This is a genomic window from Devosia sp. Root413D1, from assembly GCF_001425235.1.
Lineage (GTDB): Bacteria > Pseudomonadota > Alphaproteobacteria > Rhizobiales > Devosiaceae > Devosia_A.
In genome coordinates this window covers 75,830-99,479 of the sequence record NZ_LMEA01000001.1, presented here as the reverse complement: position 1 = coordinate 99,479, position 23,650 = coordinate 75,830, and the positions used below count along the sequence as shown (strand labels likewise).

The following is a 23,650-nucleotide window of genomic DNA, read 5'->3' as shown; positions in this document are numbered from 1 at the left end:
AAGGGCCTCCCAGTTTGGATATCCGCGTCGACACCGTCCGCAAGGAATTCTCGCACTACCCGGCGCTCAACGACGTGTCGCTCGAGGTCAAATCGAGCGAACTGATTGCGCTGCTGGGGCCGTCAGGCTCGGGCAAGACCACGCTGCTGCGGTTGATCGCCGGGCTCGAAATGCCGACCGCTGGCCGCATCTTCTTCGGCGACGAGGATGCGTCATCGAAGACGGTGCAGGAGCGCAATGTCGGCTTCGTGTTCCAGGCCTACGCGCTGTTCCGCAACATGACGGTGCTCGACAATATCTCGTTCGGGCTGAAGGTGCGGCCGCGCGCCACCCGTCCGCCCAAAGCCGAGATCCGCCGTCGCGCCATGGAGTTGCTCGACCTGGTGCAGCTGAGCGGGCTCGAGAAGCGCTTCCCGCAGCAGCTCTCGGGCGGCCAGCGGCAGCGCGTGGCGCTGGCGCGGGCGCTGGCCATCGAGCCGCGCGTGCTGCTGCTCGACGAGCCGTTCGGTGCGCTCGACGCCCAGGTGCGCAAGGAACTGCGCAAGTGGCTGCGCGAGATCCACGACCGTACCGGCCACACCACGGTGTTCGTGACGCACGACCAGGAAGAGGCGCTGGAACTGGCCGATCGGCTGGTGGTGATGAGCCAGGGCAAGATCGAGCAGGTCGGCACCCCCGACGACGTCTATGACCGCCCGAACTCGCCATTTGTCTTCTCGTTCATCGGCGAGTCGAGTTCGCTGCCGGTGACGGTGGAGAACCATGAGCTGTGGGTCGGCGGCCGCGCCATCGGCCTGCCGGCGCCCAATGATGCCGTCGGCGAAGCCAGCCTGTTCTTCCGGCCGCATGATGTCGAGCTGGTCGAGGATGGGGTCGGCGCCGCACTCGCCGGCGTGGTCGTCGCTTCGCGCCGGGTCGGCGGCACCCGGCGCGTCGAACTTGAGATCGGTGGATTGCCGGAGCGTGTGGAAATAGATCTGCCATTCGACCACCCGGCCGGCGAAAAGACCCGCATCGCCTTCAGGCCGAAGCGCTGGCGGGTGTTTCCGAAGCAGGCCTGATAGCTGCTGCGTCCGGCGCGGGCTGACCCCCACCCCTGTCCCCTCCCTCTCAAACAGGGGGAGGGAGACGCCAGCTTCGATATCAGTGCGAGGGTCTCCCTCCGCTTTCTTAGGGGATCAAGGGTGGGGGTCAGCTCGCACCGACCGTCCGGTTTACCCGCGCCGCCGTCACCATCCAGATCCCGACGCTGACCAGCAGCAGCGCGGCAAGGTTCTTCCACTCGAAAATGCTCTCGCCGAGGAACAGGCCGGCAAGCAGCACGCCGAAGATCGGGATGGCGCAGTTGAAGATGGCGACCGAGCCGACGGGATTGTGCTTCAAGAGCACGCTCCACAATGCGAAGGCCGCCGCCGACAGCGCCGCGAGATAGGCCAGCAGCAGCGCCGCCTCCAGCCCGAAAGCGCCGAGCTTGCCGCCGAGCGCGAAGCCGGCGATCCCGAGCATGGCGCCGCCGAGCAGCAGCTGCCAGCCGGTCATCACGCCAGCGTCCATGTCGGCGCTCAGCCCCTTGCCGTAGACGCCAGCCACCGAGAAGAGCAGCGCGGCGATGACGATGAAGCCTTCCCCGAGGAGGCTCACATGCAGGTCGATGCCGGTTGCCGCGAGGTTCACCGCCACCACACCGGCAAAGCCGAGCAGACAACCCAGGATGCGGCGCGGCGTCAGCTTGTCGTTGGCATAGAGGAAATGCGCGATCAGCACCGAAAAGAACGTGCTGGTCGAGGTGGTGATCGACACCTTGACGCCGGTCGAGTGGGCGAGGCCGATGTAATAGAACAGGTACTGCCCGGCGGTACTGATGAGCCCGAGCAGCCCCAGCTGCCCGAGCCGGCGCGCCGGCTGCCAGATCGGCTTGCGGGTCAAGGCCGAGTAGGCCAGCAGCATCAGCCCGGCGAGGAAAAACCGCACCCCGGCAAACAGCATCAGCGACGGCGTATCGGAAGCGGAGATGGCAAACAGCCCGTAGCCGATCTTCACCGCCGGCACGGCGCTCCCCCACAACAAGCAGCAGAACAGCGCGATGGCGACGACGATGCGGCGGTCGGAGAAGGGGGAGGGCTGGGTCACCGCCGGGTTGTGAGGGATTTGCCGGGGCAGGGCAAGGGTGACGAACTGATAGAGACGGCCCCCTCCCATCCCCCATGAAGGGGGAGGTGCCGCATCGAGTGGTGGGCACGATCGAAGACAGAGCCTCGAGTCTTCACCTCCCCCTTTATGGGGGAGGATGGGAGGGGGCCGTCTGTTTCAGTCAGCGCCCTCACGCCGCCTTGGCAAATTCCTGGCGTGCTTCGCGGATCGCCGGAAAGTGCTCGAAGGCCCAGTCGACCATGGCCGAGAGCGGCACGAGGAAGCTGTGGCCCATGGGGCTGAGCTTGTACTCGACGCTCGGTGGGGTGGTCGGGAACACGGTGCGCTCGATCAGCCCGTCGGATTGCAGGTCGCGCAGCGTCTGGGTCAGCATGCGCTGGCTGATGTCGCTGATCTCGCGCTTCAGTTCTCCGAAGCGGTAGGGGCGGTGGGCCAGCGCGCTGATGATCAAGACGCTCCACTTGTCGCCGAGCTGGTCCAGCACGTTGCGCACCGGGCACTGCGAGGGGTCGGAGTACTCGGCCATCATCTGGCTCAGCGGGGCAATCGGGCTGACTGGCATTGGGGTGGTTCCTTCGAGGTAACCAGGGGCGTTGAAACTGCCGTCTTGCGACAGCTTGGGTAGTTCCTATTGTATACGTAGTCTCAAAAAGAGACAACCTAGGAGACTCCCCATGACCACCTCACCCACCCTGTTCGTCGCCGGCGCTGGCGGCAAGCTGGGCCGTCGCGTCGTCGAGCTGCTGCTGGAGCGCGGCTATGCGGGCAAGATCATCGCCGGTTCGCGCCACCCGGAGAAACTGAACTTCTCAGGCGTCGAGACCCGCAAGGCCGACTATGGCGACGTGCCCGGCTTCATCAAGGCGCTGGATGGCGTCGATCGGCTGCTGCTGATCTCGATCGATGTCCTCGGCGCGAGCCGCACGGCGCTGCAGACCAGCGCGGTCGCCGCGGCCAAGGCCGCCGGGGTCAAGCACATCGTCTACACCTCGATGCCGGCACCCGAACCGGCGTCGCCAATCCCGTTCGCGTCCGAGCATTTTGGCACCGAAGAGGCGATCAAGGCCTCCGGCGTCGGCTACACCATCCTGCGGATGAACTGGTACGCTGAGAACCTGTTGAGCTCGCTGCCCTCGGCGCTGCAGTCCGGCAAGTGGTACACCTCGGCCGGTGGCGGCACGCTGGCGCATGTGTCACGCGAGGACACCGCACGGGCCGCCGCCGGGGCGTTGCTTACCGGCGATGCCAGCCGCACGCTGACCGTCACAGGGCCGGCCGCGCTGACCTCGCGCGAGATCGCCGCGGTCGCCTCGGAAGTTACCGGCAAGCCAATCGAAGTGGTCGACGTCACCGACGAGCAACTCGCCGCCGGTGCCGTCGCGGCGGGCGTGCCCGAGCCGGTGGTGCATGGCTTTATCGTGCCGTTCGACGTCAACACGCGGCTCGGCCGGGTGGCACTCACCACCAATGCGGTCGAGACGCTGTGGGGTGAGAAGCCCCAGGGGCTGAAGGCGTTCCTCGAGGCGAACAAGGCAGCGCTGACGCAGACGGCCTGAGCGGAGTGCTCAGCGCGTCCTGCTCCACCCATCCCTCCCCCTTGTGGGGAGCCGGACGAGGCCTGCGGCCCTCGCCGGGCGGTAGCGGAGCTAGGCGGAGCCATAGCGAAGCCGGGTGGGGGAAGGCCCGCGCACCAGCCTCAGCCGAACACCACCGTCTTCTTGCCGTTCAGCATCACCCGGTTCTCGAGGTGGAGCTTCACCGCGCGCGCCAGCACCCGGCTTTCGACATCGCGCCCGGCGGCCACCAGGTCGTCGGGGCTCAGCGCGTGGGTCACCCGCGCGGTTTCCTGCTCGATGATCGGGCCCTCGTCGAGCTCCGGCGTCACGTAGTGGGCGGTGGCGCCGATGATCTTGACGCCGCGCTCATGTGCCTGGTGATAGGGCTTGGCGCCCTTGAAGCTGGGCAGGAACGAGTGGTGGATGTTGATGATCTGCCCGTAGAGGCGGGTGGCGAACCGGTCGCTCAGGATCTGCATGTAGCGCGCCAGCACCACCAGATCGGCGCCGGTCTCCTTGAACAGCGCGATCACCTGGTCTTCCTGCGCTGCCTTGTTGTCCTTGCCGACCGGCAGCAGGTGGAACGGAATGCCCTCATAGTCGGCAGTCTTGCGGCTATCCTCGTGGTTGGAGACGATCGCCACCACCTCGGCATCGAGCCAACCGACGCGGATCTGGTAGAGCAGGTGCAGGAGGGTGTGGTCGAACTTAGAGACCATCACCAGGATCTTCTTCTTCTTCGCCTCGTCGACCAGCGTGGTGCGCATGCCGAAGCGCTCGATCGCCGGCTTCAGGCCGCGCTCCAGCGCATCGCGATCGACGCCATCGGGGGTGGTAAAGGCCAGCCGCATGAAGAACTGGCCGGTCTCCTTGTCCCAGAACTGGTTCGATTCCGCGATGTTGCAACCGAGGCCCGCCAGTTCCGTGGTCACCGCGGCAACGATCCCCGGCCGATCGGCACAGGAGAGGGTGAGAACGAAATTGGACGACATCTAAAAGCGCTCCAGGAAACAAAGTCGCGGAGCGATGCACGCGGGGGCGCGCGGGGTCAAGAGGGAGAGCGGCAGTTGGCAGTTGGCAGTCGGCAGTCGAAGTCAGAGCTGAACTCGACTGCGTACTGCCTACTGCCGATTGCCGATCTACCCCAGCATCCACTCATGCTCCGGCGCATTGTAGAACTTCCAGGTGCGCTTCGGGCCGGCCATGACGTTGAGGTAGTAGATGTCGTAGCCCGCCACCGCCGCCACCGGGTGATAGCCCTTCGGCACCATCACCACGTCGCCGTCTTCGATCAGCATGGTTTCGTCGAGCGAGCGATCGTCGGTGTAGACGCGCTGGAAGCCAAAACCCTGGGGCTTTGAGAAGCGGTGGTAGTAGGTCTCCTCGAGGAAGCTCTGGCGCGGCAGGTCGTCTTCGTCATGCCGGTGCGGCGGATAGCTCGAGGTGTGGCCACCGGGGGTGATCACCTCGACCACCAGCAGCGAATCCGCCGGGGCGGTCTCGGGCAGGATATTGGTGGGGTAGCGGGTATTGGTACCCTGGCCGCGGGTCAGCTTTTCGACATCGCCGGGGCCGATCACCCGCGGCGGCCGGGCGCCGCGCACCCCGGGGGCCGAGCAGACCGCGACCTCGAGCGGCGTCAGCGCCTCGATGCGCCAGTTGGCGCCCGCCGGAGCGTAGACCGAGTAACCGGGTCCCTCGAACGGGCTCATGCGGCCGCCGACGAGGAAATCCTGGCCATCGACGGTCACGTTGGCTCGGCCCGAGATCAGCACGATGCAGACCTCGCGGTCGTCGCCGCCGCCGCGCGCCACATCGCCGACATTGGGCAGCTTGTGCAGGTCGAACCCGACATAGGTCCAGCCGGCATTCTCGGGGGTGATGTGGTGGACGTGGCCCTGTTCGGCCGCCGGCCTAGCTTTTAGGTTTGCCATTGGTCTTGTTGAGCTCGTTCTCGAAGTTGATGAAGAAGGTCCAGATGCCATAGGCGAGCGCCGCCAGCGTCAGGATGCCCCAGAACTGGTGGTCCGGGTTCTGGTTGATGAACCACTCAAAGCTGGACCAGGCGGCGATAACCACCACCACGATGACCCGCCGGTACAACGGCTTGAACCACCCCATGGTGAACAGGCCTGGCTTCTTGTTCTCTTGGTTGTCGTCGCTCACGCCGATCCCTCCGGAAAGCCCCGAACCTAGTCTATCGGGCGGCCGTCGCAACAGCTCCGTTCAGCGGTTGGGAAAACCCTGCGTCTCCACCGTGTAGCCGGCCAGCGTCATCACCCGCATCAGCTCCTGGTGACCCACCTGGGCCATGCGGAGCGGCGGGTTGGCCTTGGGATCCTGCTCGGCCTCGACGACGAACCAGCCTTCATAGCCATAGTCGGCGAGCTTCTGCACGATGGCCGCGAAATCCAGCGAGCCGTCGCCCGGCACGGTGAAGGCGCCGAGCGCCACAGCATCGAGGAAACTCTGTTTCGTCCGATCGAGACCATCGACCACGGCGCGGCGGATATCCTTGACGTGCACATGGCTGATGCGGGCGTGGTGGTTATCGATGGCGCGCAGCACATCGCCACCGGCAAAGGCCAGGTGCCCGGCATCGAGCAGCAGCGGGATGCCGGGGCCGGAATGGCGCATGAAGGCGTCGAGCTCCGGTTCGGTCTCGACCACGGCGGCCATATGGTGATGGTAGCTCAGCGGCATACCCTCCGCCGCGCACCACTCGCCGAACGTCGTGAGCTTTCCGGCATAGGCCTTCATCTCGTCGTCGCTCAGCTTCGGCTTGGTCGCCAGCGGCTTCGTCCGGTCGCCCTGGATCGAGCGGCCGACTTCGCCATAGACGATGCAGGGCGCGTCCACTGCCTTGAACAGCTCGATCATCGGCGCGATGCGCCGCTGGTTGGCTGCCATATCCTCATTGACCAGTGTGCCGGAGAACCAGCCACCGCACAGCGTCACATCCGCCGCCTTGAGGATCGGCAGCATGATGCCGGGATCGTCAGGGAAGCGGCGGCCCTTTTCCATGCCGGTGAAGCCGGCCGAGCGCGATTGCCTGAGGCACTCCTCCAGCGACACATCATCGCTCAGCTCCGGCAGATCGTCGTTCCACCACGCAATGGGGGACATGCCCAGTTTGGCTTTCAGCATGCTGTCGTGTTCCTCTTAGTCGGCAGTCGGCAGTAGGCAGTAGGCAGTAGGCAGTAGGCGGGGACAACCGGTACCTGCAGTCGCGACTGCCGACTGCCGACTGCCGACTGCCTACCTAAAGCCGCTGACCCTTCAGCGCTTCCTCATAATCCTTGCGTGCCGCGTTCACCTGCGGCCGTACCGAAACCTCCGGCACTGCCACGTCCCACCAGTGGCCGCCGGCCTCGGTGGAGATCAGCGGGTCGGTGTCGATCACCAGCACGGTGGTGCGCTCGACCTTGTCGGCCTCGGCGAGGGCACTTTCGAGCTCGGCAATCGAGGCGGCTTTGCGCACCCAGGCGCCCATCGACGCGGCGTGGGCGGCGAAGTCGATCTCGGGCAGCGTCTCGTGGAAAGTGTCCTTCAACAGGTTGTTGAAGTTGGCGCCGCCGGTCGCCATCTGCAGCCGATTGATGCAGCCGAAGCCGCGGTTGTCGAGCACCACGATGGTCAGTTTCTTCCCCAGCATCACCGAGGTGGCGATCTCGGAGTTCATCATCATGTAGCTGCCATCGCCGAGCATGACGATGACATCGTCATGCGGCTTAGCCAGCTTCACGCCCAGCCCGCCGGCGATCTCGTAGCCCATGGTCGAGTAGCCATATTCCATGTGGTAGCTGCCCGGGGCGCCGGCCGGCCAGAGCTTATGCAGCTCGCCCGGCAGTCCGCCCGAAGCGCAGACCAGCGTCGCGCCCGAACCGCGGGCCCGGTGCACCGCGCCGATCACCTGCGCATCCGAGGGCAGCGCATTGGTCGGGTCGGTCACCGCCTTGGCGGAAACCAGCCATCTGGCCTTGGCCGCTTTGGCGGTTGCCTGCCACGCGTCGCTCGCGTGCCAGGGCCCCAGTTTACCATCGAGCAGGTCGAGCCCGACTTTGGCGTCGGCGATGAGCGGCACGGCGCGATGCTTATAGGCGTCGAACACCTGCGTGTTCAGCCCGATGATCCTGACATTGTCGGCCTTGAACAGCGCCCACGAGCCGGTGGTGAAGTCCTGCAGGCGCGAGCCCACCGCCAGCACCAGGTCGGCCTGCTCGGCCAGCAGGTTCGACGCCGACGACCCCGTTACGCCCACCGATCCCATGTTCAGCGGATGGTCGTGCGGCAGGCTGGATTTGCCGGCATTGGTCTCCATGACCGGCACGCCGTGACGCTCGGCAAAGGCGCGCAGCCCTTCGGCTGCCTCGGAGTACAGCACGCCGCCGCCGGCGATGATCACCGGCTTTTCCGCCGTCCTGATCGCAGCCACCGCCGCATCCAGCTCGTTCACGTCCGGCATCGGCCGGCGCGGCGTCCACACCCGTTCGGCGAAGAAGGCTTCGGGATAGTCATAGGCCTCGGCCTGCACGTCCTGGCAGAGGCTGAGGGTCACCGGGCCGCATTCGGCCGGGTCGGTCAGCACCTGCATGGCGCGGTTCAGTGCCGGGATGATCTGCTCGGGGCGGGTGATGCGGTCGAAATAGCGGCTGACCGGGCGGAACACGTCATTGGCACTCACCGTGCCGTCGCCAAAACTTTCCACCTGCTGCAGCACCGGATCGGGGGCGCGGTTGGCGAACACGTCACCGGGCAACAGCAGCACCGGCAACCGGTTGACATGCGCCAGCGCCGCCGCCGTCACCATATTCGTGGCGCCCGGCCCGATCGAGGAGGTGGCGGCCATGAAGCGGCGGCGGAAGCTCGCCTTGGCGAAGGCAATTGCCGCATGCGCCATGCCCTGCTCGTTATGGGCGCGATAGGTTGGTAGTTCCTCGCGTACCTGGTACAGCGCCTCGCCGAAGCCGGCGACATTGCCGTGCCCGAAGATGGCGAACACGCCACCGAAGATCGGCACCTTGTTGCCGTCGATAATGGTCATCTGCCGCGTCATGAAGCGCGCGAGCGCCTGCGCCATGGTGAGGCGGATGGTCTTGTTGGTCATGGTGTCTCTCCCACTTCAGTGCGTGGGGCACCCCCACCCTCCTTCCCTCCCCACGAGGGGGAGGGAGGCGATAGCTGCATCGCCACGGTTGCTGCGTCTCCCTCCGCCTTGTGGGGAGGGATTAAGGGTGGGGGTGGCCACACACTCCGGTGCACGATCACTCCCCCCAGATCCCCACCAGCGCCGAAAACCGCGCCGCCATATCGGCGATCGCCTGTTCATCGGTCATGGTGCCAGCAAACCACGCCTTGGCGGCTTCGCCAAATATGGTGCGGCCGACGGCGAAGCCGCGCACCGTGCGGGCGGATCGCGCAACGGCAAAGCCGCGCGCCAACTCGTCCTGCGGGGCATCGAGGCCGAGCAGCACGACGCCGCGGCAGAGCGGGTCGTTGGCCTCGATCACCGTATCGACCGCTTCCCAGGCTGCGGTGCTCGGCTGCGATTCGAGCTTCCACCAGTCGGGCTTCAACCCGGCGGCATAGAGCTGGCCCAGCGCTCGGGCGGTGGTGGTGTCGTCGACCGGACCGACCTTGGAGGGAATGATCTCGATCAGGATGTCGCGGCCGACCTTGCGGCAGGCATCATGTGCGGCGCGCAGCTTTTCGAGCTGGCCGGCATTGATCCTCGAGGGGTCATCGGGGTGCCAGAAGCACAGCACCTTGAGCGCATGATCCACCGGCCAGTCGACTAGCCGGCTGCCGATATCCTGCGAAAACTCGAACTCGAGCGGGATCGAGCCGGGCAGCTCCACCGGCCGGGCGATCCAAAAGCTTTTGGGCACTTCGAACAGCGCGTCGCGGCCCCATTTGTCATCGAGCAGCATGCCGAAGCCCGGCCGGCCATTGGCCACCTGAGCCGCGGCTTTCACTGCCAGCACCTTGAAGTCGGGGATGCGGTCGGTCCTGGCGCCGGCAATATCCTCGATCTGCTTCCGATGATCGATGGCGAAGGCGGTGAGGCGCGGCCAGTGCTGCCGGCGCGTCGTCGCCCAGTGCAGGTGGTTGAGGTTCTCGTCCCTGCGCAGCGCTTTGAACTTGCTGCCGTGCTTCAAAAAGTAGTCGAGCTCGGTCCAGCTCGGATATTCAGGCGCACAGAGCAGTCGGGAGACGGCGAAGGCGCCGCAGGCATTGGCCCAGGTGGCAGAGGTCTGGTGGCTTTCGCCTTTCAACCAGCCGCGCAGGAACCCGCTCATGAAGGCGTCGCCGGCGCCCAGCACATTGTAGATCTCGATCGGGAAACCCTGGCCGACGATCCCCTGTTCGAGGTCGTCGCCGATCGGGCCGTCATAGACGATGCAGCCCTTGGCGCCGCGCTTCAGCACCACGGTGGCGTCGCTCACGGCGCGGATCGCCTTCAGCGCCTCGAGCAGGTCGCTCTCGCCGGCCGCCACCAGCACCTCTTCCTCGGTGCCGACGATCAGGTCGCAATCGGCGAGGACCGGCCGCATCTTGGCCGAGACGTAGTCGGATTTCACATAGCGCTCGAAGCCGGCGGCATGGCCGGCGAGGCCCCAGAGGTTGGGCCGATAGTCAATATCGAACACCACCTTGCGGCCAGCCGCCTTGGCGATGCGGATGGCCTTGAGCTGCGCAGCCTCGGCATTGGGGGTGGAGAAATGCGTGCCGGTGACGACGATGGCGCTGGCGGAGCGGATGAAATCTGCATCGATATCGGCTTCGTCTAGCGCCATGTCGGCGCAATCGGTCCGAACGAAGATCATCGGCGAGACGCCTTCGGCCTCGACGGCGAGCAGCACCAGGGCGGTCAATCGCTTGTCGTCGGTGGCGATGCCTGAGGTGTCGACGCCTTCGCGACTGAGCTGTTCCTTGATGAAGCCGCCCATCTGCTCGGCGCCGACGCGGGTGATCAGCGCCGATTTCAGCCCGAGCCGGGCGGTGCCGACAGCGATATTGGCGGGGCAGCCGCCGACCGATTTGGCGAACGAGCCGATATCCTCGAGCCGGCTGCCGATCTGCTGGCCGTAGAGGTCCACCGACGAGCGCCCGATGGTGATGACATCGAGCTTGGCCTCCGGCATGATCTCCCCCGCATGGTCTGACTGGACAGCTTTCAGCGGCCGTTGTATCCCTCGCGCGAATGAAACGTCAATTCCGAAGTTGCTCTTTTCGGAATGAACGTTCCATGTTTGATCCATTTGAACCGGGCGCTCCAGGAGCGTGCAGCAAGGAGGCAATCCCGTGGTCAGGTTTGGCATTCTGGGGGCGGGGCGCATCGGCAAGGTGCACGCGGGAACCATCGCCAACTCCAGCCGGGCGGATGTCGCCTATGTGGCGGACGCGATTCCCGATGCTGCTGCAGCGCTGGCCGCGAGCGTCGGGGCACAGGTTGCCTCGATCGACCAGATCCTCGCATCCGACGTCGAAGCCATCCTCATTGCCACGCCCACCGACACGCATGCCGACCTGATCGAGCAGGCGGCGCGGGCCGGCAAGGCGATCCTCTGCGAGAAACCGGTGTCGCTGTCGGTGGAGCGGATCGAAGCCTGCCTGCCGGTGGTGAAAGCGGCCGGCGTGCCGCTGATGATCGGCTTCAACCGCCGGTTCGATCCGAACTTTGCCGCCGTGCAGCAGCGGATCAAGGGCGGCGAGATCGGCGACGTCGAGATCGTCACCATCATCTCGCGCGATCCGGCGCCGCCGCCGGTGAGTTACATCGAGCGCTCCGGCGGGCTCTATCGCGACATGATGATCCACGATTTCGACATGGCGCGGTTCCTCATCGGCGAGGATTTCGTCTCGGTGCATGCGCTGGGCAGCGCCCTGGTCGACAAGGCGATCGGCGTTGCCGGCGACGTCGATACCGCGGCGGTGCAGATGCAGACCGCTTCGGGCAGGATCGCGGTGATCACCAATTCCCGCCGCGCCACTTATGGCTACGACCAGCGCGTCGAAGTGCATGGTTCGAAGGGCATGCTGCGCGCCGGCAACGTCCACATGACGACGCTTGAGCGGGCCGATGGCGCCGGCTTCACCCAGGACGTGATCCAGAACTTCTTCATCGACCGCTATGTCGCGGCCTACGCCGCCGAGGTGAACAGCTTCATCGACGCGATGACCAAGGGGGTTACGCCGACCCCGTCCGGGCATGACGGATTGCAGGCGCAGAAGCTGGCGGAGGCCGCCACAAAAAGTTCTGTGACGGGACAGGCGGTTAAGGTCAGCTGACCTGTTTGTGGTTGCAAACGGCTCGAGGAAGCCCAAAGATTTGCCCATTCGCACTCGATAGGTGGCGTGTGGGCGCTTTCCAGACAGCCTGACGAACACACGCATGGGGACTTCTTGCTGCGGGGTTGCGGGCTGCGTACGGGGAGCATTGGATCATGCCGGGTATTCGCGTGCGCTGGCGAGCGCCGCGTGCAATGGCTGCGGGTCTGTCGCTGGTCGTCCTCGCTGCGGGCTGTTCGGGCAACGTTGTAACGGTGCGCGAAATGATCGGCGATGCCAGCTATTGGCCGCCCGCCTGCAATGCCGATCCGTGTGTTCTCACCGGCAATGGTGGCATCACCGATGTGTGGGAGCGGCATGTCGACACCAACCTGGCGCGTGGCCGCCAATTCGTGGTGAAGGGACTCTGCGCCAGCGCTTGCGAAATCGCGGCGCGGCGCGCGCATGCCAGGCTGCTGCCCGGCGCCAAGCTGATCGTGCACGAGCCGCGGCCGGCGGTGATCCTCTAGAGCCCGGCACCGGCACGATAGGGCTTGGCTTACGCCCCCCAAATCCCTAGTGTCCGGGCGCTTTCCTTACAGAATTTGAGTCCCGACATGACCGAGAATGCCTCCGCCCCATTTGCCGGCAAGATTGCCGTTGTCACGGGGGCCGCGCAGGGAATCGGCGAGGCGACGGCGCGGCTCCTGGCGCAGCGCGGTGCGGCCGGCGTGGTGCTGGTCGACCGGCAGGCTGAGAAGGGCGAGGCGGTTGCCAAATCGCTGAACGACGCCGGCACCAAAGCCATCTTCGTTCAAGCCGATCTGGCTGACCCGGCGGCGGTGGCCAAAATCGTTCCTGCCGCCGACAAGGCGTTTGGGCGGGTCGACATCCTCGCCAATATCGCCGGCCTCACCGATCGCGGCACCATTCTCGATACCGATATCGCGCTTTACGACCGGATGTTCGCCATCAATGTGCGGGCGCCGTTCTTCCTGATGCAGGACGTCATCAAGGTGATGCAGCGCGAAAAGATCGAGGGGACGATCGTCAACATCCTGTCGGTCAACGCCTATATCGGCTCGCCCAATCTCGCCGCCTACAGCGCCAGCAAGGGCGCGCTGATGACGCTGACCAAGAACACCGCCAATGCGGTGAACCTGATGCGCATCCGGGTCAACGGCATCATCCTCGGCTGGGCCGATACGCCGGGCGAGCATGTGACGCTGAAGACCTTCCACGACGCGGCGGACGATTGGCTGGTGAAGGCCGAGGCGTCGCGGCCGTTCGGTAAGCTGATCAAGCCGGAAGACGTGGCGCGGCTCATCGCCTTCCTCGGTGGAGCCGAATCGGCGCCGATGACCGGCTCCTGCGTCGAGTTCGAGCAGACCGTGGTCGGCGCCGGCGGCGGTGGGCTGGCGACCGGGTATCCGGTGAAGAAGAACTGAGGCCGGCCGCAGGCTCGGTCGCCAGACGGCCATGTGAGGCACGGAACTGCCGCAGCCACCAGATGTCGTCCCAGCGAAAGCTGGGACCCATCTATCCTCTGGCACGGGCTGCGAGTTGGGTCCCAGCTTTCGCTGGGATGACAGCCGGTGAGGAGGAGAGGTAGTGCCCTCCTAGAGGACGGCTGCCCTACTTCTCGCCGCGCCGGCTCGCCACAGCTACCGTCAACGTCATGGCCAGCGCCATGGTCGCCGCCATCGAGCGGAACCCCTCGAAATCCGCCTCCACAATTTCCAGCCAGGTGTCGGCGATCGGGGCGATCGGCGAGAAGATCGAGTCGGTGATCGACACCACCTTGGCGTGACGCGCCTTCGCCGCATGGGCGAGGTTCACCGTCTCGCTGGCATAGGGGGTGAAGCTGATGGCCAGCACCGCATCGCGGGGCGAGATGAAGCCGATCTGTTCGGCCCCCAGCCCGGCAATGCCATCGACCAGCAGGTTGCGGATCCCGAGCTTGCCCATGGCATAGGCCATGTAACTGGTGATCGGGAACGAGCGGCGGAGACCGACGAGGTAGATGGTCTCGGCCTTGGCGAGGATCTCGACCGCGGCATCGAGGGTCTCGGGGTCGAGCTTGAGGCGGAGGTCGGCAACCGAGCGCTCGGCCGCGTCGGCGAAGCCCTGCAGCAGCAACCCGCTCTTCGATGAGCCGCCATGCTCGCGCAGCTGCTTCAGCCGCTCCTCGTAACTCGGCACGCGATCGCGCAGGCGGGCCCGGAACACTTCCTGCAGGTCGGAAAAACCTTGATAGCCAAGGGCCTGGCTGAAGCGCACCAGGGTCGAGGGCTGCACGCCGGAGCGCTGCGCAACGCTCGCCGCGGTGCCGAAGGCGATGTCGTCGGGGTTGTCGAGAGCGAAGCTCGCCACCTGGGTCAGCCGGCGTGGCAAGGTGGGCGCGCGGGCAGCGATCAGCGCGCGCAGCGCGGGAAAATCCCGCGGCACGGCATCGTCCAGCTTGATATCCCCGTCGTCCATTCCGGCCTCATAGCGGGTGCCGTCGCAAAGTCCAACAAAAGCACGGCCAAAGTCCATGAACTTCTGCCGGCGCCAGCGGGGTTTTCCAACGTTCCTGCTTTGAACACTGCCGAATTTGGAACACGCCGTGCTTGACGATCCACCGTAGAATGGAATAAACATTCCATCAACAGGGAATGCAGCACTAGACGTTCCATTCAACGAGAACGGGCTGCAGCTAAGGTCGGGGAGGACCGAAGCACATGGCGGCTATGCTGCTCGAAGCCAAGGGCATTTCGAAGTATTTCGGCGCCATCACGGCGCTGCGTGACGTGAACTTCCACGTGGCGCCGGGCGAGGTGCTGGGCGTGGTCGGCGACAATGGCGCCGGCAAATCCACGCTGATGAAGATCCTGAGCGGCCTGTTCACGCCATCGGAGGGTGAGCTGGTGTTCAACGGCGCGCCGGTGAAGTTCGGAAGCCCCAAGGACGCCCAGAAGCTCGGCATCGAGATGGTCTACCAGGACTTCGCGCTCGCCGGGAACATGCCGATCTACGAGAACATCTATCTCGGCCGGGAGCCCGGCACCAAGTTCGGGCCGCTGACCATTGTCGACCACAAGCGGTCGCGGCAGATGGCGACCGATCACCTCGACCGGCTGCACATTCACGTCAAATCGGTGGAGCAGAACACCGAGGATCTCTCGGGCGGGCAGCGGCAGGCCGTCGCCATTGCCCGCGCCACGGCGTTCGACGCCAAGCTGGTGATCATGGACGAGCCGACCGCGGCCCTCGCTATCAAGGAAGTGGGCAAGGTGCTCGACCTGGTGCGCTCGCTGAAGGAGCACGGGGTGGCGGTGATCATCATCTCGCACCGCATGGACGATATCTTTTACTGCTGCGACCGGGTGATGGCGCTCTACCAGGGCACCAATTTCGCCGAGGCGGAGCTGACGCAGACCTCGCGCAACGAGGTCATCGGCTGGATCATGGGCACCAAGGGTCACACCGCGACCCTCGCCCATGACAACATGCATTGAGGGGGATCATGCTTCACACGTCCCCCACCCACGGTGTCATTCCCGCGAAAGCGGGAACCTCCGTTTGCGATCTTGCCACGAGCACCAACACAGAGGTCCCCGCTTTCGCGGGGATGACCCAGCGGACAGCTGGTCGTTCAGTGGGAGCGGGCACCGATGTCTGACACTCCCGCCACCAAATCCGGGTTCTCGCTGCGCGGCCCCGGCATGTCGAAATTTCTCGAGGTCTACGGCATCATCCTCGTCGTCGTGGTGATGATGCTGGTGCTCGCCGTCATCAAGCCGGAGGTGTTCCTCTCGGCGCAGAACCTCACCAATATCCTGAAACAGAATGCCTCTTTGGCGCTCCTGGCGCTCGGCATGTATGTGGTGATCGTCACCGCCGGCATCGATCTGAGCGTCGGCTCGATCATGGGTCTCTCGATGGTCTGCCTGGCGGTTGCCTCGAAGGCCGGGGTGCCGTGGCCGATCGTCCTGTTGATCGGGCCCGCCATCGGGCTGCTCGTCGGCTGGGTGAACGGCGTCGGCCTCACCGTGCTGAAGCTGCCGCACCCGTTCATCATGACGCTAGGCACGCTGAACGTGGCGCGCGGCCTCACTTACCTGATCTCCAATGGCGCGCCGATTTCGGGCCTGCAGCCGGAGGTGCGCTTTATCGGGCAGGCCTATTTCGGCTTCGGCATGGCGCCGCCGGCGGGCATTCCGGCCAGCATGCTCCTCGTGGCGGTTTGCGCGATTGGGCTGTGGTTCTTCCTCGAGAAGACGAATATGGGCCGGCACATCTTCGCCATCGGCGGCAATCCGCATGCGGCGCGGGTCTCGGGCATCAATGTCGATCGCACCCTGGTGGTGGTCTACATGATCTCGGGCTTCATGGCTGGGCTCTCGGGCCTGCTGCTCGCCGGGCGTACCGATAGCGGCTTCCCCAATGCCGGCATCGGTATCGAGCTCGATGCGATTGCGGCAGTGATCATCGGCGGCGCCTCGTTCTTCGGCGGGCGCGGCACGGTGCTCGGGGTGCTGGCGGGCGTCTTGATCATGGGCATCCTGCGCAATGGGCTCAACATCAACAATGTCTCGGCGTTCTGGCAGCAGATCCTGATCGGTCTGGTGATCATCATCGCCGTCTATATCGACGTGCTACGGCGGCGCGCTGCCGTCCGTCGCTAGGAGGAACTTGGCGCCGGCCGTGTCTCCCGGCCGGCGTCCAAAGGGAACGGAGACATCAATGGTTCAGGGAGGACCAAACCCATGAAAAAACTGCTGCTTACGGGCGTTGCGCTGAGTGCGCTGCTCGCCATGGCCGGTTCGGCCAATGCCGCGTACGTCTTGGGCATGAAAGGCCCGGGCGCCGGCAATCCGTTCTGGGCGGCGGTGGAAGCCGGCGCCAAGGCCAAAGCCGCCGAGCTGGGCGTCGAAGTGATCGTCGTGGCGCCGCCGGCCGAGTCCGATGTGCAGGCGCAGATCACCCAGATCGAAGACCTGATCGCGCAGAAGGTGGACGGCATCGCTTTGGCGCCGACCGATCCGAACGCGCTCGCCCCGGTGGTGGATGCGGCCAAGGCCGCCGGCATCCCGGTGGTGTTCGTCGATACCCGCGGCACCAATGAGGGCGTCACCTTCATCGGCACCAACAACGAAGTGGGCGCCGCGCTCGCTGCCAAGTACCTCTGCGACAATCTCGCGGCCGGCTCGGAAGTGGCGATCCTGCAGGGCTTGATCTCGCAGTCGACCGGTCAGGCGCGCGCCGACGGTTCGAAGAAGGGGCTGACCGATTGCGGCCTCAAGGTTGTCGCCGAGCAGACCGCCGAGTGGGACCGCGCCAAGGGCCTGTCGGTGACCGAGAACATTCTCGCCGGCAACCCCAACATCAAGGGGATCTTCGGCTCGAACGACAACATGGCGCTGGGTGCTTCGGAAGCGGTGAAGGCCGCAGCCCGCACTGACATCACCATTGTCGGGTTCGATGCTAACCCCGATGCGGCGGCGGCGATCCTTGCCGGCGACATGGCGGCAACCATTGCGCAGGCGCCCGCCAACATGGGCGGCTTCGGCATCCAGGCGCTGGTCGACCTGAAGGCAGGCAAGACGCTCGAGGCCTGGATCGACACCGGCACCGTGCTGGTCACCAAGGACAACGCCGCGGACTACAAGTAAGCTCTCCTCCAGAGCGCCTGGCGCCCGGGGTCCGCAAGGGCTTCGGGCGTTTTTCTTGGATATCAGCGTGTTGCCCCACCCTCATCCGGCCTTCGGCCACCTTCTCCCATCAAGGGAGAAGGCCCGACTGAGGGCAGGAGGGGTGGGCAGCACCCACGGTTTTGAGGAACAGAGATGACCAGCATCGGCGTCGGCCTGATTGGTACGGGCTATATGGGCAAGTGCCATGCGCTGGCCTGGAATGGGGTGAAGCCGGTGTTCGGGGATGGGCCGAAGCCGCGGCTGGTGCATCTGGCGGAGGTGTCGCCGGAGCTGGCGGCGCGGCGGGCCGAGGAGTTCGGGTTCGAGAAATCCACTTCGGACTGGCGGGCGCTGATCGCCGACCCGGAGGTCGAGGTGGTGTCGGTGACGACGCCCAACGCCTTTCATGCCGAGATGGCGATCGCGGCGCTCGAGGCCGGCAAGCACGTCTGGTGCGAGAAGCCGATGGCAGTAGGGTTTGCCGAGGCGGAGCGGATGGTCGCGGCGGCGCGGGCGTCGGGTAAGGTCACGGCGCTCGGCTACAACTACATCCAGAACCCGGTGATCCGGCACATCAGAAAGCTGCTCGAGGCGGGCGCCATCGGCACGGTGAGCCATGTGCGCTTCGAGATGGACGAGGACTTCATGGCCGACCCCGAGGCGCTGTTCTACTGGAAGAGCGAGGCCTCGTCCGGCTATGGCGCGCTCGACGATTTCGGCGTCCACCCCTTGAGCCTGATGCAGTTCCTGTTCGGCGGCGTGACAAGGGTGATGGCGCAGCTATCCATGCCCTATGCCGACCGACCGAGCCGGGATGGCGGGCGGCGGAAGGTCGAGACCTGGGATATTGCTTCGGTGCTGCTGGAGCTCAGGAACGGCGCGTCCGGGGTGATGGCGCTCGATCGTTCGGCCTGGGGGCGGAAGGGCCGGATCGCGGTGCAGATCTTTGGTTCGAACGGCACCATCGCCTACGACCAGGAGCGGATGAACGAGTTCCAGCTGTTTCAAGCCAGTGATCCTGCAGCGGAGCAGGGTTTTCGCACCATCCTCACCGCGCCGGTGCATGCGCCCTATGACCGGTTCATTCCGGCACCGGGGCATGGACTGGGATTCAACGAGCTGAAGATCATCGAGTGCCACGAGCTGCTGAAGGCCATCGGCGGCGACACCGGGGCGCAGATCGTCGGGTTCGACAAAGGGCTCGAAATCGAGCGGGCGGTGCATGCGATGGCGCAGTCGCACCGCGAGGGGCGGTGGGTGGCGGTCGACTGACAGAGACGTAAGTCCCGAGGCCGCAGTCACGGCGGCCCCGGGAGCCTGAGGGCGTGCAGCGGCCTCAGGCGGTGGCGAGGGTCGGGGTGCGGTTGCGGCTTTCGACCCAGTAGATGAACACCGAGGCGGCGACGATCAGCGCCGCGCCGGGCCAGAACCAGACCGACGGCACCTGGCCGAGGGCGATCCAGCCGACCAGGGCGCTGAGCGGCACCTTGAGGTCGGCGAAGGGCTGCAGATACGTCGCGTCGGCCGCCCGGTAGGCGAAGGCCATCAGGTATTGCGCCACGCCGGTGAGCACGCCGAGCAGCAACAGCAGCCAGAGGCCATCGCCGCTGGGGAGAGCGAATGGAAAGCCGGTGGCGAGGCCGGCCGGCAGCACCGTCGGCGCCAGCCAGCCGAGTGCGTTGACGGCGAGCAGGATCAGCAGGTGGTTCGGGGTGACCAGCACCAGCAACGAGATGGTCAGCGTTTCCGGGCTCTCGCCCTTCAGCGTCAGGTACTTGGTCAAGACGTCCGTGGTGGCCCAGAGCGCCGCGGCGACGATCGGGATCAGGGTGTGCCAGCCGAGGCTTTCGCTGCCGATACCGGAGACGATGATGGCGCCGGTGAAGCCGACCAGCGCCGCGACGAGACGGGCGGCTGAGGCACGCTCGCCAAGAAAGACGGTCGAACCGAGGATGATGAACAGCGGGCCGGCGGCGAGGAGGGTCACCATCTGCCAGATCGGTACGCCCGAGGCGAAACCATAGACGAAGACATGCGCGCCGAGCGCCGAGACGAAGGCGCGGATCTCGTGCGCCAGCGGGTGGCTGGTGCGGAGCTTGTCGATGCCGATGCGGAAGATCAGCGGCAGGCTGAGCACGCCGGCGATCAGGTATTGCCAGAACACCATGCCGGTCGAGGCCATGCCGAAGCCGCCATATTCGACCGGGGTGGGCAGGACGGATTGCAGCACGTTGGAGCCGGCGAACGCGAAGGCGGCAACCAGCATGAAGGTGGCGCCGCTTGCAGCGGCGGACTTGGTAGTCGAGGAAACCTGGCTCATCGATCGATCCTTTCCGTAGCCTGTTTCCTCAGGGTTACGGGGAATCGCGATGGGGAATGGCGACGCGGAAACCCTCCGAAATGAGGGGCCGCGCCGGCAGAGCCAGCGTAAATCCCGTTCTCTTTCATCCGGACTATACCGTCGGCTCCGGAGTTACACCGGATCTGCTGACCCCTGTGGGGTGAACCACAAGGCGCTCGCGGGCTTTGGGCTTTCGACCCATCTACCGCCGGTGGGGAATTGCACCCCGCCCTGAGAACTTGCCGGCCGATTGCTCGGCTGACAGAGGCTCACATAGACCTCACGGGGCGTCGGCGCAAGCAGGCACAAAGACGAAACTGGGGGCGCACGCGCTCGGCGCCGAGTGGAGGTGCCCCCTCTCCCTCGGGGGCGCTCTCGCGCCCCCTTGGAGGGGAGAGGGTAGTGGAGCTCGGACCGAAGGTCCGTAGCGGAACTTGGGTGAGGGGTTCAGTTTCTCAGCGAGCGCGCGTTGCGACGCTTCACCCCTCAACCGGCCTTCGGCCACCTTCTCCCTCGGGAGGCGCTATTGCGCCCCCTTGGAGGGGAGAAGGGAGGGTCGCCTTTACGTCGTCAGGCTCGCTTCACCTTGCTGCTGCCGCGCAGGCCGATGATCGTCGCGGCGACGACGCCGAGCGCCACGACGCCGATGATAATGGTGGCGAGCGCGTTGACGTCGGGGGAGACGCCGAGCTTGATCTTGGAAAAGATCACCATGGGCAGGGTCGACGAGCCGGGGCCGGAGACGAAGCTCGCGATCACCAGGTCGTCGAGCGACAGGGTGAAGCCGAGCAGCCAGCCGGAGACCAGAGCCGGGGCGATGATCGGCAGGGTGATGTCGAAGAACACCCGGAACGGCGTCGCGCCGAGATCCATCGCCGCTTCCTCCAAACTCAAGTCGAGGTCGGAGAGGCGCGACTGCACCACCACGGTGATGTAGGCCATGCAGAAGGTGGTGTGGGCGATGATGATGGTGACGATGCCGCGGCCGGCCGGCCAGCCGAGCGTCGATTCCATGCCGACGAACAAGAGCAGCAGCGCGAGGCCGGTGATCACATCCGGCATCACCAGCGGGGCCGAGACGGTGCCGGCGAGCACGGTGCGGCCACGGAAGCGCTTGAAGCGCACCAAGGCCACGGCGCAGAGGGTGCCAAGCACCAGGGCGAAGCTGGCGGAGAAGAACGCGATGCGGAGGCTCAGCCAGGCGGCGCCCAGCATCTGCTCGTCGGCGAACAGTTCGCCATACCATTTGGTCGAAAAGCCCGACCAGACGGTGACCAGCTTGCTCTCGTTGAACGAGAACACCACCAGCGAGATGATCGGCAGATAGAGGAAGGCAAAACCGAGGGTTGCCGCGATGGGAAGGAACCAGCCGCGCCGCATCTACTTGCCCTTCTCGACCACGGCATCCTGCGCCTTCTGCAGCAGCAGGATGGGAATGACGACGACCACCAGCATGGCGACGGCGACTGCCGCGGCGCGCGGCCAGTTGGTGGCGCCGAAGAACTCGTCCCACAGGACGCGGCCGATCATCAGCGTTTCCGGACCGCCGAGCAGCGAGGGAATGACGAACTCGCCGATCGCCGGGATGAACACCAGCATGGAGCCGGCGATGATGCCGGGCAGCGACAGCGGCAGGGTGACCGACAGGAAGGTCTGCCACGGGCGCGAGCCGAGATCGGCCGAGGCCTCGAGCAGTGAGGTGTCGAGCTTCACCAGTGTCGTATAGAGCGGCAGGATCATGAACGGCAGGTAGGTGTAGACGATGCCGACATAGACGGCGAAATCGGTCTGCATCATCACCAGCGGCTCGATGCCGAATACCGCGAGGATCTGGTTGATCACGCCGTTGCCGCGCATGAAGCCACTGAGCGCATAGACGCGCAGCAGGAACGAGGTCCAGAACGGCAGGATCACCAGCATCAACAGGATGTTGCGCCATTTGTCCGGGGCGCGGGCGATGGCATAGGCCATCGGGTAGCCGATGAAGAGAGTGATGATCGTGGCGATCAGCGCGATGCGGATCGAGCTCAGATAAGCCGCGACATAGAGCGGATCGGTGAAGAGCTTCAGGTAATTGGAAAGGTGCAGCGTCAGCTGCACGGTGCCGCCTTCGGTGGTGAGCAGCGGCGAATAGGGCGGGCGGCCAAACTGCTTGGTGGCGAGCGAGATGCCGAACACCACGAACAGCGGCACGAGGAAGAACACGGTCAGCCAGATCGCCGGCGCGGCGATCACCAGGGTGCGGCCGGAAATGCCGACATCGCGCAGCCGGCGCTCCAGCCCGCTCCAGGGCCGGAGGCGACGCGGCGGCGGCAACTGGTTGCCGGTGAGGGTCATGGGTGAAGGTCCCCTTCGCGGTTGCGCAATGCGCACCGCGTCATCCCCGCGGAAGCTGGGATCTTCGTTTGGCCGCGACCACCGCAAACAGAGGTTCCCGCTTTCGCGGGAATGACTCCGTGGGGGTGGCAAAGCTGGAACCCTGCCCCGCTCATACCGTCAGTACCGAGCCGGAGCTGTCGCCCCAGGTGACGTAAACCTGTTCTTCCCAGGTGATGGCGTCAGGGTTGCCGCGCGCGGTGTTGGTCTGGCTGACGCGGATGCGTTTGCCGCTGTCGAGCAGCAACTGGTAGACGCTCATATCGCCCAGGTAGCCGATGTCCTCGACCACGCCCTTGGTGACGTTGGCGCCGTTCAGCGCCTCGGGCTTCTCGCGGCTCAGCTCCATCTTCTCGGGGCGGATGGCCCACCACAGGATCTGGTCGGGAGCGCAATCGACACCGTGGCCGACATAGATGTCGCAGCCGAGCTCGGGCGAGCGGATGCGGACATGGTCCGGCTCGTCCTCGGTGACGATGCCTTCGACCATGTTGGCCGAGCCGATGAAGCTGGCAACGAAGCGCGAGTTGGGGAACTCGTAGATGTCGTGCGGTTCGCCGATCATGGCGATCTCGCCCTGGTTCATCACCCCGATGCGGGTGGCCAGCGTCATCGCCTCTTCCTGGTCGTGGGTGACGACGATGAAGGTGACGCCGAGCGATTCCTGGATCTTGACCAGTTCGAACTGGGTTTCTTCGCGCAGCTTCTTGTCGAGCGCGCCGAGCGGCTCGTCGAGCAAGAGGAGTTTTGGCCGCTTGGCCAGTGAGCGGGCGAGGGCGACGCGCTGGCGCTGGCCGCCCGACAGCTGGTTCGGCTTGCGCTTGCCGTAATCCTGCAGTTTCACGAGGCTCAGGAGCTCGGCGACGCGATCGGCGATCTCGCCACGCGGCATGTTATCGCGCTTCAGGCCGTAGGCGATGTTCTGCTCGACGTTCATATGCGGGAACAGCGCGTAGGACTGGAACATCATGTTGACCGGCCGCTGGTAGGGCGGCACGGCGGTCATGTCCTGGCCGTCGATTTCGATGGTGCCGGAGGTCGGCTGCTCGAAGCCGGCCAGCATGCGCAGCAGCGTCGATTTGCCCGAGCCCGAGCCGCCGAGCAGGCAGAACAGCTCGGATTTGTAGATATCGAGCGACACTTCATGCACCGCCGAGACGTCGCCGAACTTCTTCGAGACGTTGCGAATGCGCACAAACGGCTTGGCCGACGGATCGCGCCAGGGGCGCGTGTCGATGGCGAGCTGCGGCTTCTTGGCCATGCGGCACCTGATGAGG

General features: G+C 65.5%; 22 protein-coding genes and 1 riboswitch. Of the genes, 9 read left to right on the top strand and 13 right to left on the bottom strand.

Features of this window, described 5'->3' with window-relative positions:
• Positions 1-14 precede the first annotated feature (14 nt).
• Positions 15-1,061: a sulfate/molybdate ABC transporter ATP-binding protein gene (locus ASC89_RS00495; protein ID WP_055993808.1), complete on the top strand. Its 1,047-nt coding sequence runs from the start codon at positions 15-17 to the stop codon at positions 1,059-1,061.
• Between the two features lie 130 nt (positions 1,062-1,191).
• On the opposite strand, the gene ASC89_RS00490 is transcribed toward ASC89_RS00495, so the two are convergent.
• On the bottom strand, positions 1,192-2,130 hold the full coding sequence (locus tag ASC89_RS00490; protein ID WP_055993805.1) for a DMT family transporter: 939 nt from the start codon (positions 2,128-2,130) through the stop codon (positions 1,192-1,194).
• A gap of 190 nt (positions 2,131-2,320) precedes the next feature.
• On the bottom strand, positions 2,321-2,680 hold the full coding sequence (locus ASC89_RS00485) for a helix-turn-helix domain-containing protein (protein ID WP_244488393.1): 360 nt from the start codon (positions 2,678-2,680) through the stop codon (positions 2,321-2,323).
• Positions 2,681-2,825: 145 nt separating this feature from the next.
• Between ASC89_RS00485 and ASC89_RS00480 the strand changes: the two genes are divergently transcribed.
• On the top strand, positions 2,826-3,707 hold the full coding sequence (locus ASC89_RS00480) for an NmrA family NAD(P)-binding protein (RefSeq protein WP_055993799.1): 882 nt from the start codon (positions 2,826-2,828) through the stop codon (positions 3,705-3,707).
• Positions 3,708-3,847: 140 nt separating this feature from the next.
• Here the strand turns inward: ASC89_RS00480 and purU are convergent, their stop codons facing one another.
• The 6 genes from purU to iolC all read right to left on the bottom strand — a co-directional run bounded on the left by purU (position 3,848) and on the right by iolC (position 10,852).
• Positions 3,848-4,699 carry a formyltetrahydrofolate deformylase gene (gene purU, locus ASC89_RS00475; RefSeq protein ID WP_055875369.1) on the bottom strand — a complete coding sequence of 284 codons (852 nt, stop codon included), beginning with the start codon at positions 4,697-4,699 and terminating at the stop codon, positions 3,848-3,850.
• Positions 4,700-4,846: 147 nt separating this feature from the next.
• A complete protein-coding gene (iolB, locus tag ASC89_RS00470) occupies positions 4,847-5,641 on the bottom strand; it encodes a 5-deoxy-glucuronate isomerase (protein WP_055993796.1) in 795 nt (264 codons plus the stop codon).
• Positions 5,622-5,873 carry a hypothetical protein gene (locus ASC89_RS28330; RefSeq protein WP_055875375.1) on the bottom strand — a complete coding sequence of 84 codons (252 nt, stop codon included), beginning with the start codon at positions 5,871-5,873 and terminating at the stop codon, positions 5,622-5,624. Before ASC89_RS28330 ends, iolB begins: the two co-directional genes overlap by 20 nt.
• A 60-nt stretch (positions 5,874-5,933) precedes the next feature.
• Positions 5,934-6,851, bottom strand: a complete 918-nt coding sequence (gene iolE, locus ASC89_RS00465) for a myo-inosose-2 dehydratase (protein ID WP_055994850.1) — start codon at positions 6,849-6,851, stop codon at positions 5,934-5,936.
• Between the two features lie 118 nt (positions 6,852-6,969).
• Entirely contained in the window at positions 6,970-8,814 is a 1,845-nt protein-coding gene (gene iolD, locus ASC89_RS00460) for a 3D-(3,5/4)-trihydroxycyclohexane-1,2-dione acylhydrolase (decyclizing) (RefSeq protein ID WP_055993793.1), read from the bottom strand.
• 157 nt (positions 8,815-8,971) lie between these two features.
• Positions 8,972-10,852 carry a 5-dehydro-2-deoxygluconokinase gene (gene iolC / locus ASC89_RS00455; protein ID WP_055993790.1) on the bottom strand — a complete coding sequence of 627 codons (1,881 nt, stop codon included), beginning with the start codon at positions 10,850-10,852 and terminating at the stop codon, positions 8,972-8,974.
• Between the two features lie 160 nt (positions 10,853-11,012).
• Here iolC and iolG point away from each other — a divergent pair, with 160 nt between their 5' ends.
• From iolG to ASC89_RS00440, 3 genes are all read left to right on the top strand, one after another.
• Positions 11,013-11,999 carry an inositol 2-dehydrogenase gene (gene iolG, locus ASC89_RS00450; protein ID WP_055993787.1) on the top strand — a complete coding sequence of 329 codons (987 nt, stop codon included), beginning with the start codon at positions 11,013-11,015 and terminating at the stop codon, positions 11,997-11,999.
• Positions 12,000-12,154: 155 nt separating this feature from the next.
• The gene (locus tag ASC89_RS00445; RefSeq protein WP_156384441.1) at positions 12,155-12,508 is read left to right on the top strand and encodes a hypothetical protein; all 354 of its coding nucleotides are present in this window, start codon (positions 12,155-12,157) and stop codon (positions 12,506-12,508) included.
• 87 nt (positions 12,509-12,595) lie between these two features.
• Complete coding sequence (locus tag ASC89_RS00440) at positions 12,596-13,426, top strand: SDR family oxidoreductase (protein WP_055993781.1); 831 nt, start codon at positions 12,596-12,598, stop codon at positions 13,424-13,426.
• A gap of 187 nt (positions 13,427-13,613) precedes the next feature.
• On the opposite strand, the gene ASC89_RS00435 is transcribed toward ASC89_RS00440, so the two are convergent.
• Positions 13,614-14,459 (bottom strand): MurR/RpiR family transcriptional regulator, encoded by an 846-nt coding sequence (locus ASC89_RS00435; RefSeq protein WP_156384440.1) that lies wholly within the window; start codon positions 14,457-14,459, stop codon positions 13,614-13,616.
• Positions 14,460-14,701: 242 nt separating this feature from the next.
• Between ASC89_RS00435 and ASC89_RS00430 the strand changes: the two genes are divergently transcribed.
• From ASC89_RS00430 to ASC89_RS00415, 4 genes are all read left to right on the top strand, one after another.
• Entirely contained in the window at positions 14,702-15,478 is a 777-nt protein-coding gene (locus tag ASC89_RS00430) for an ATP-binding cassette domain-containing protein (protein WP_055993778.1), read from the top strand.
• Positions 15,479-15,634: 156 nt separating this feature from the next.
• Positions 15,635-16,648, top strand: coding sequence for an ABC transporter permease (locus ASC89_RS00425; RefSeq protein ID WP_055993773.1), 1,014 nt, complete (start codon positions 15,635-15,637; stop codon positions 16,646-16,648).
• An 81-nt stretch (positions 16,649-16,729) separates the two neighbouring features.
• Positions 16,730-17,635 carry a sugar ABC transporter substrate-binding protein gene (locus ASC89_RS00420; RefSeq protein ID WP_055993770.1) on the top strand — a complete coding sequence of 302 codons (906 nt, stop codon included), beginning with the start codon at positions 16,730-16,732 and terminating at the stop codon, positions 17,633-17,635.
• A 174-nt stretch (positions 17,636-17,809) separates the two neighbouring features.
• Positions 17,810-18,928 carry a Gfo/Idh/MocA family protein gene (locus ASC89_RS00415; protein ID WP_055993767.1) on the top strand — a complete coding sequence of 373 codons (1,119 nt, stop codon included), beginning with the start codon at positions 17,810-17,812 and terminating at the stop codon, positions 18,926-18,928.
• Between the two features lie 64 nt (positions 18,929-18,992).
• Here ASC89_RS00415 and ASC89_RS00410 read toward each other — a convergent pair whose 3' ends face one another.
• The 4 genes from ASC89_RS00410 to ASC89_RS00395 all read right to left on the bottom strand — a co-directional run bounded on the left by ASC89_RS00410 (position 18,993) and on the right by ASC89_RS00395 (position 23,634).
• Entirely contained in the window at positions 18,993-19,976 is a 984-nt protein-coding gene (locus ASC89_RS00410) for a DMT family transporter (RefSeq protein ID WP_055993764.1), read from the bottom strand.
• Between the two features lie 112 nt (positions 19,977-20,088).
• A riboswitch (FMN riboswitch) is annotated at positions 20,089-20,240 on the bottom strand.
• A 327-nt stretch (positions 20,241-20,567) separates the two neighbouring features.
• Positions 20,568-21,377 carry an ABC transporter permease subunit gene (locus tag ASC89_RS00405; protein WP_055875408.1) on the bottom strand — a complete coding sequence of 270 codons (810 nt, stop codon included), beginning with the start codon at positions 21,375-21,377 and terminating at the stop codon, positions 20,568-20,570.
• Positions 21,378-22,334: an ABC transporter permease subunit gene (locus tag ASC89_RS00400; RefSeq protein ID WP_055993761.1), complete on the bottom strand. Its 957-nt coding sequence runs from the start codon at positions 22,332-22,334 to the stop codon at positions 21,378-21,380.
• 151 nt (positions 22,335-22,485) lie between these two features.
• The gene (locus ASC89_RS00395) at positions 22,486-23,634 is read right to left on the bottom strand and encodes an ABC transporter ATP-binding protein (RefSeq protein ID WP_055993758.1); all 1,149 of its coding nucleotides are present in this window, start codon (positions 23,632-23,634) and stop codon (positions 22,486-22,488) included.
• Positions 23,635-23,650 lie beyond the last annotated feature (16 nt).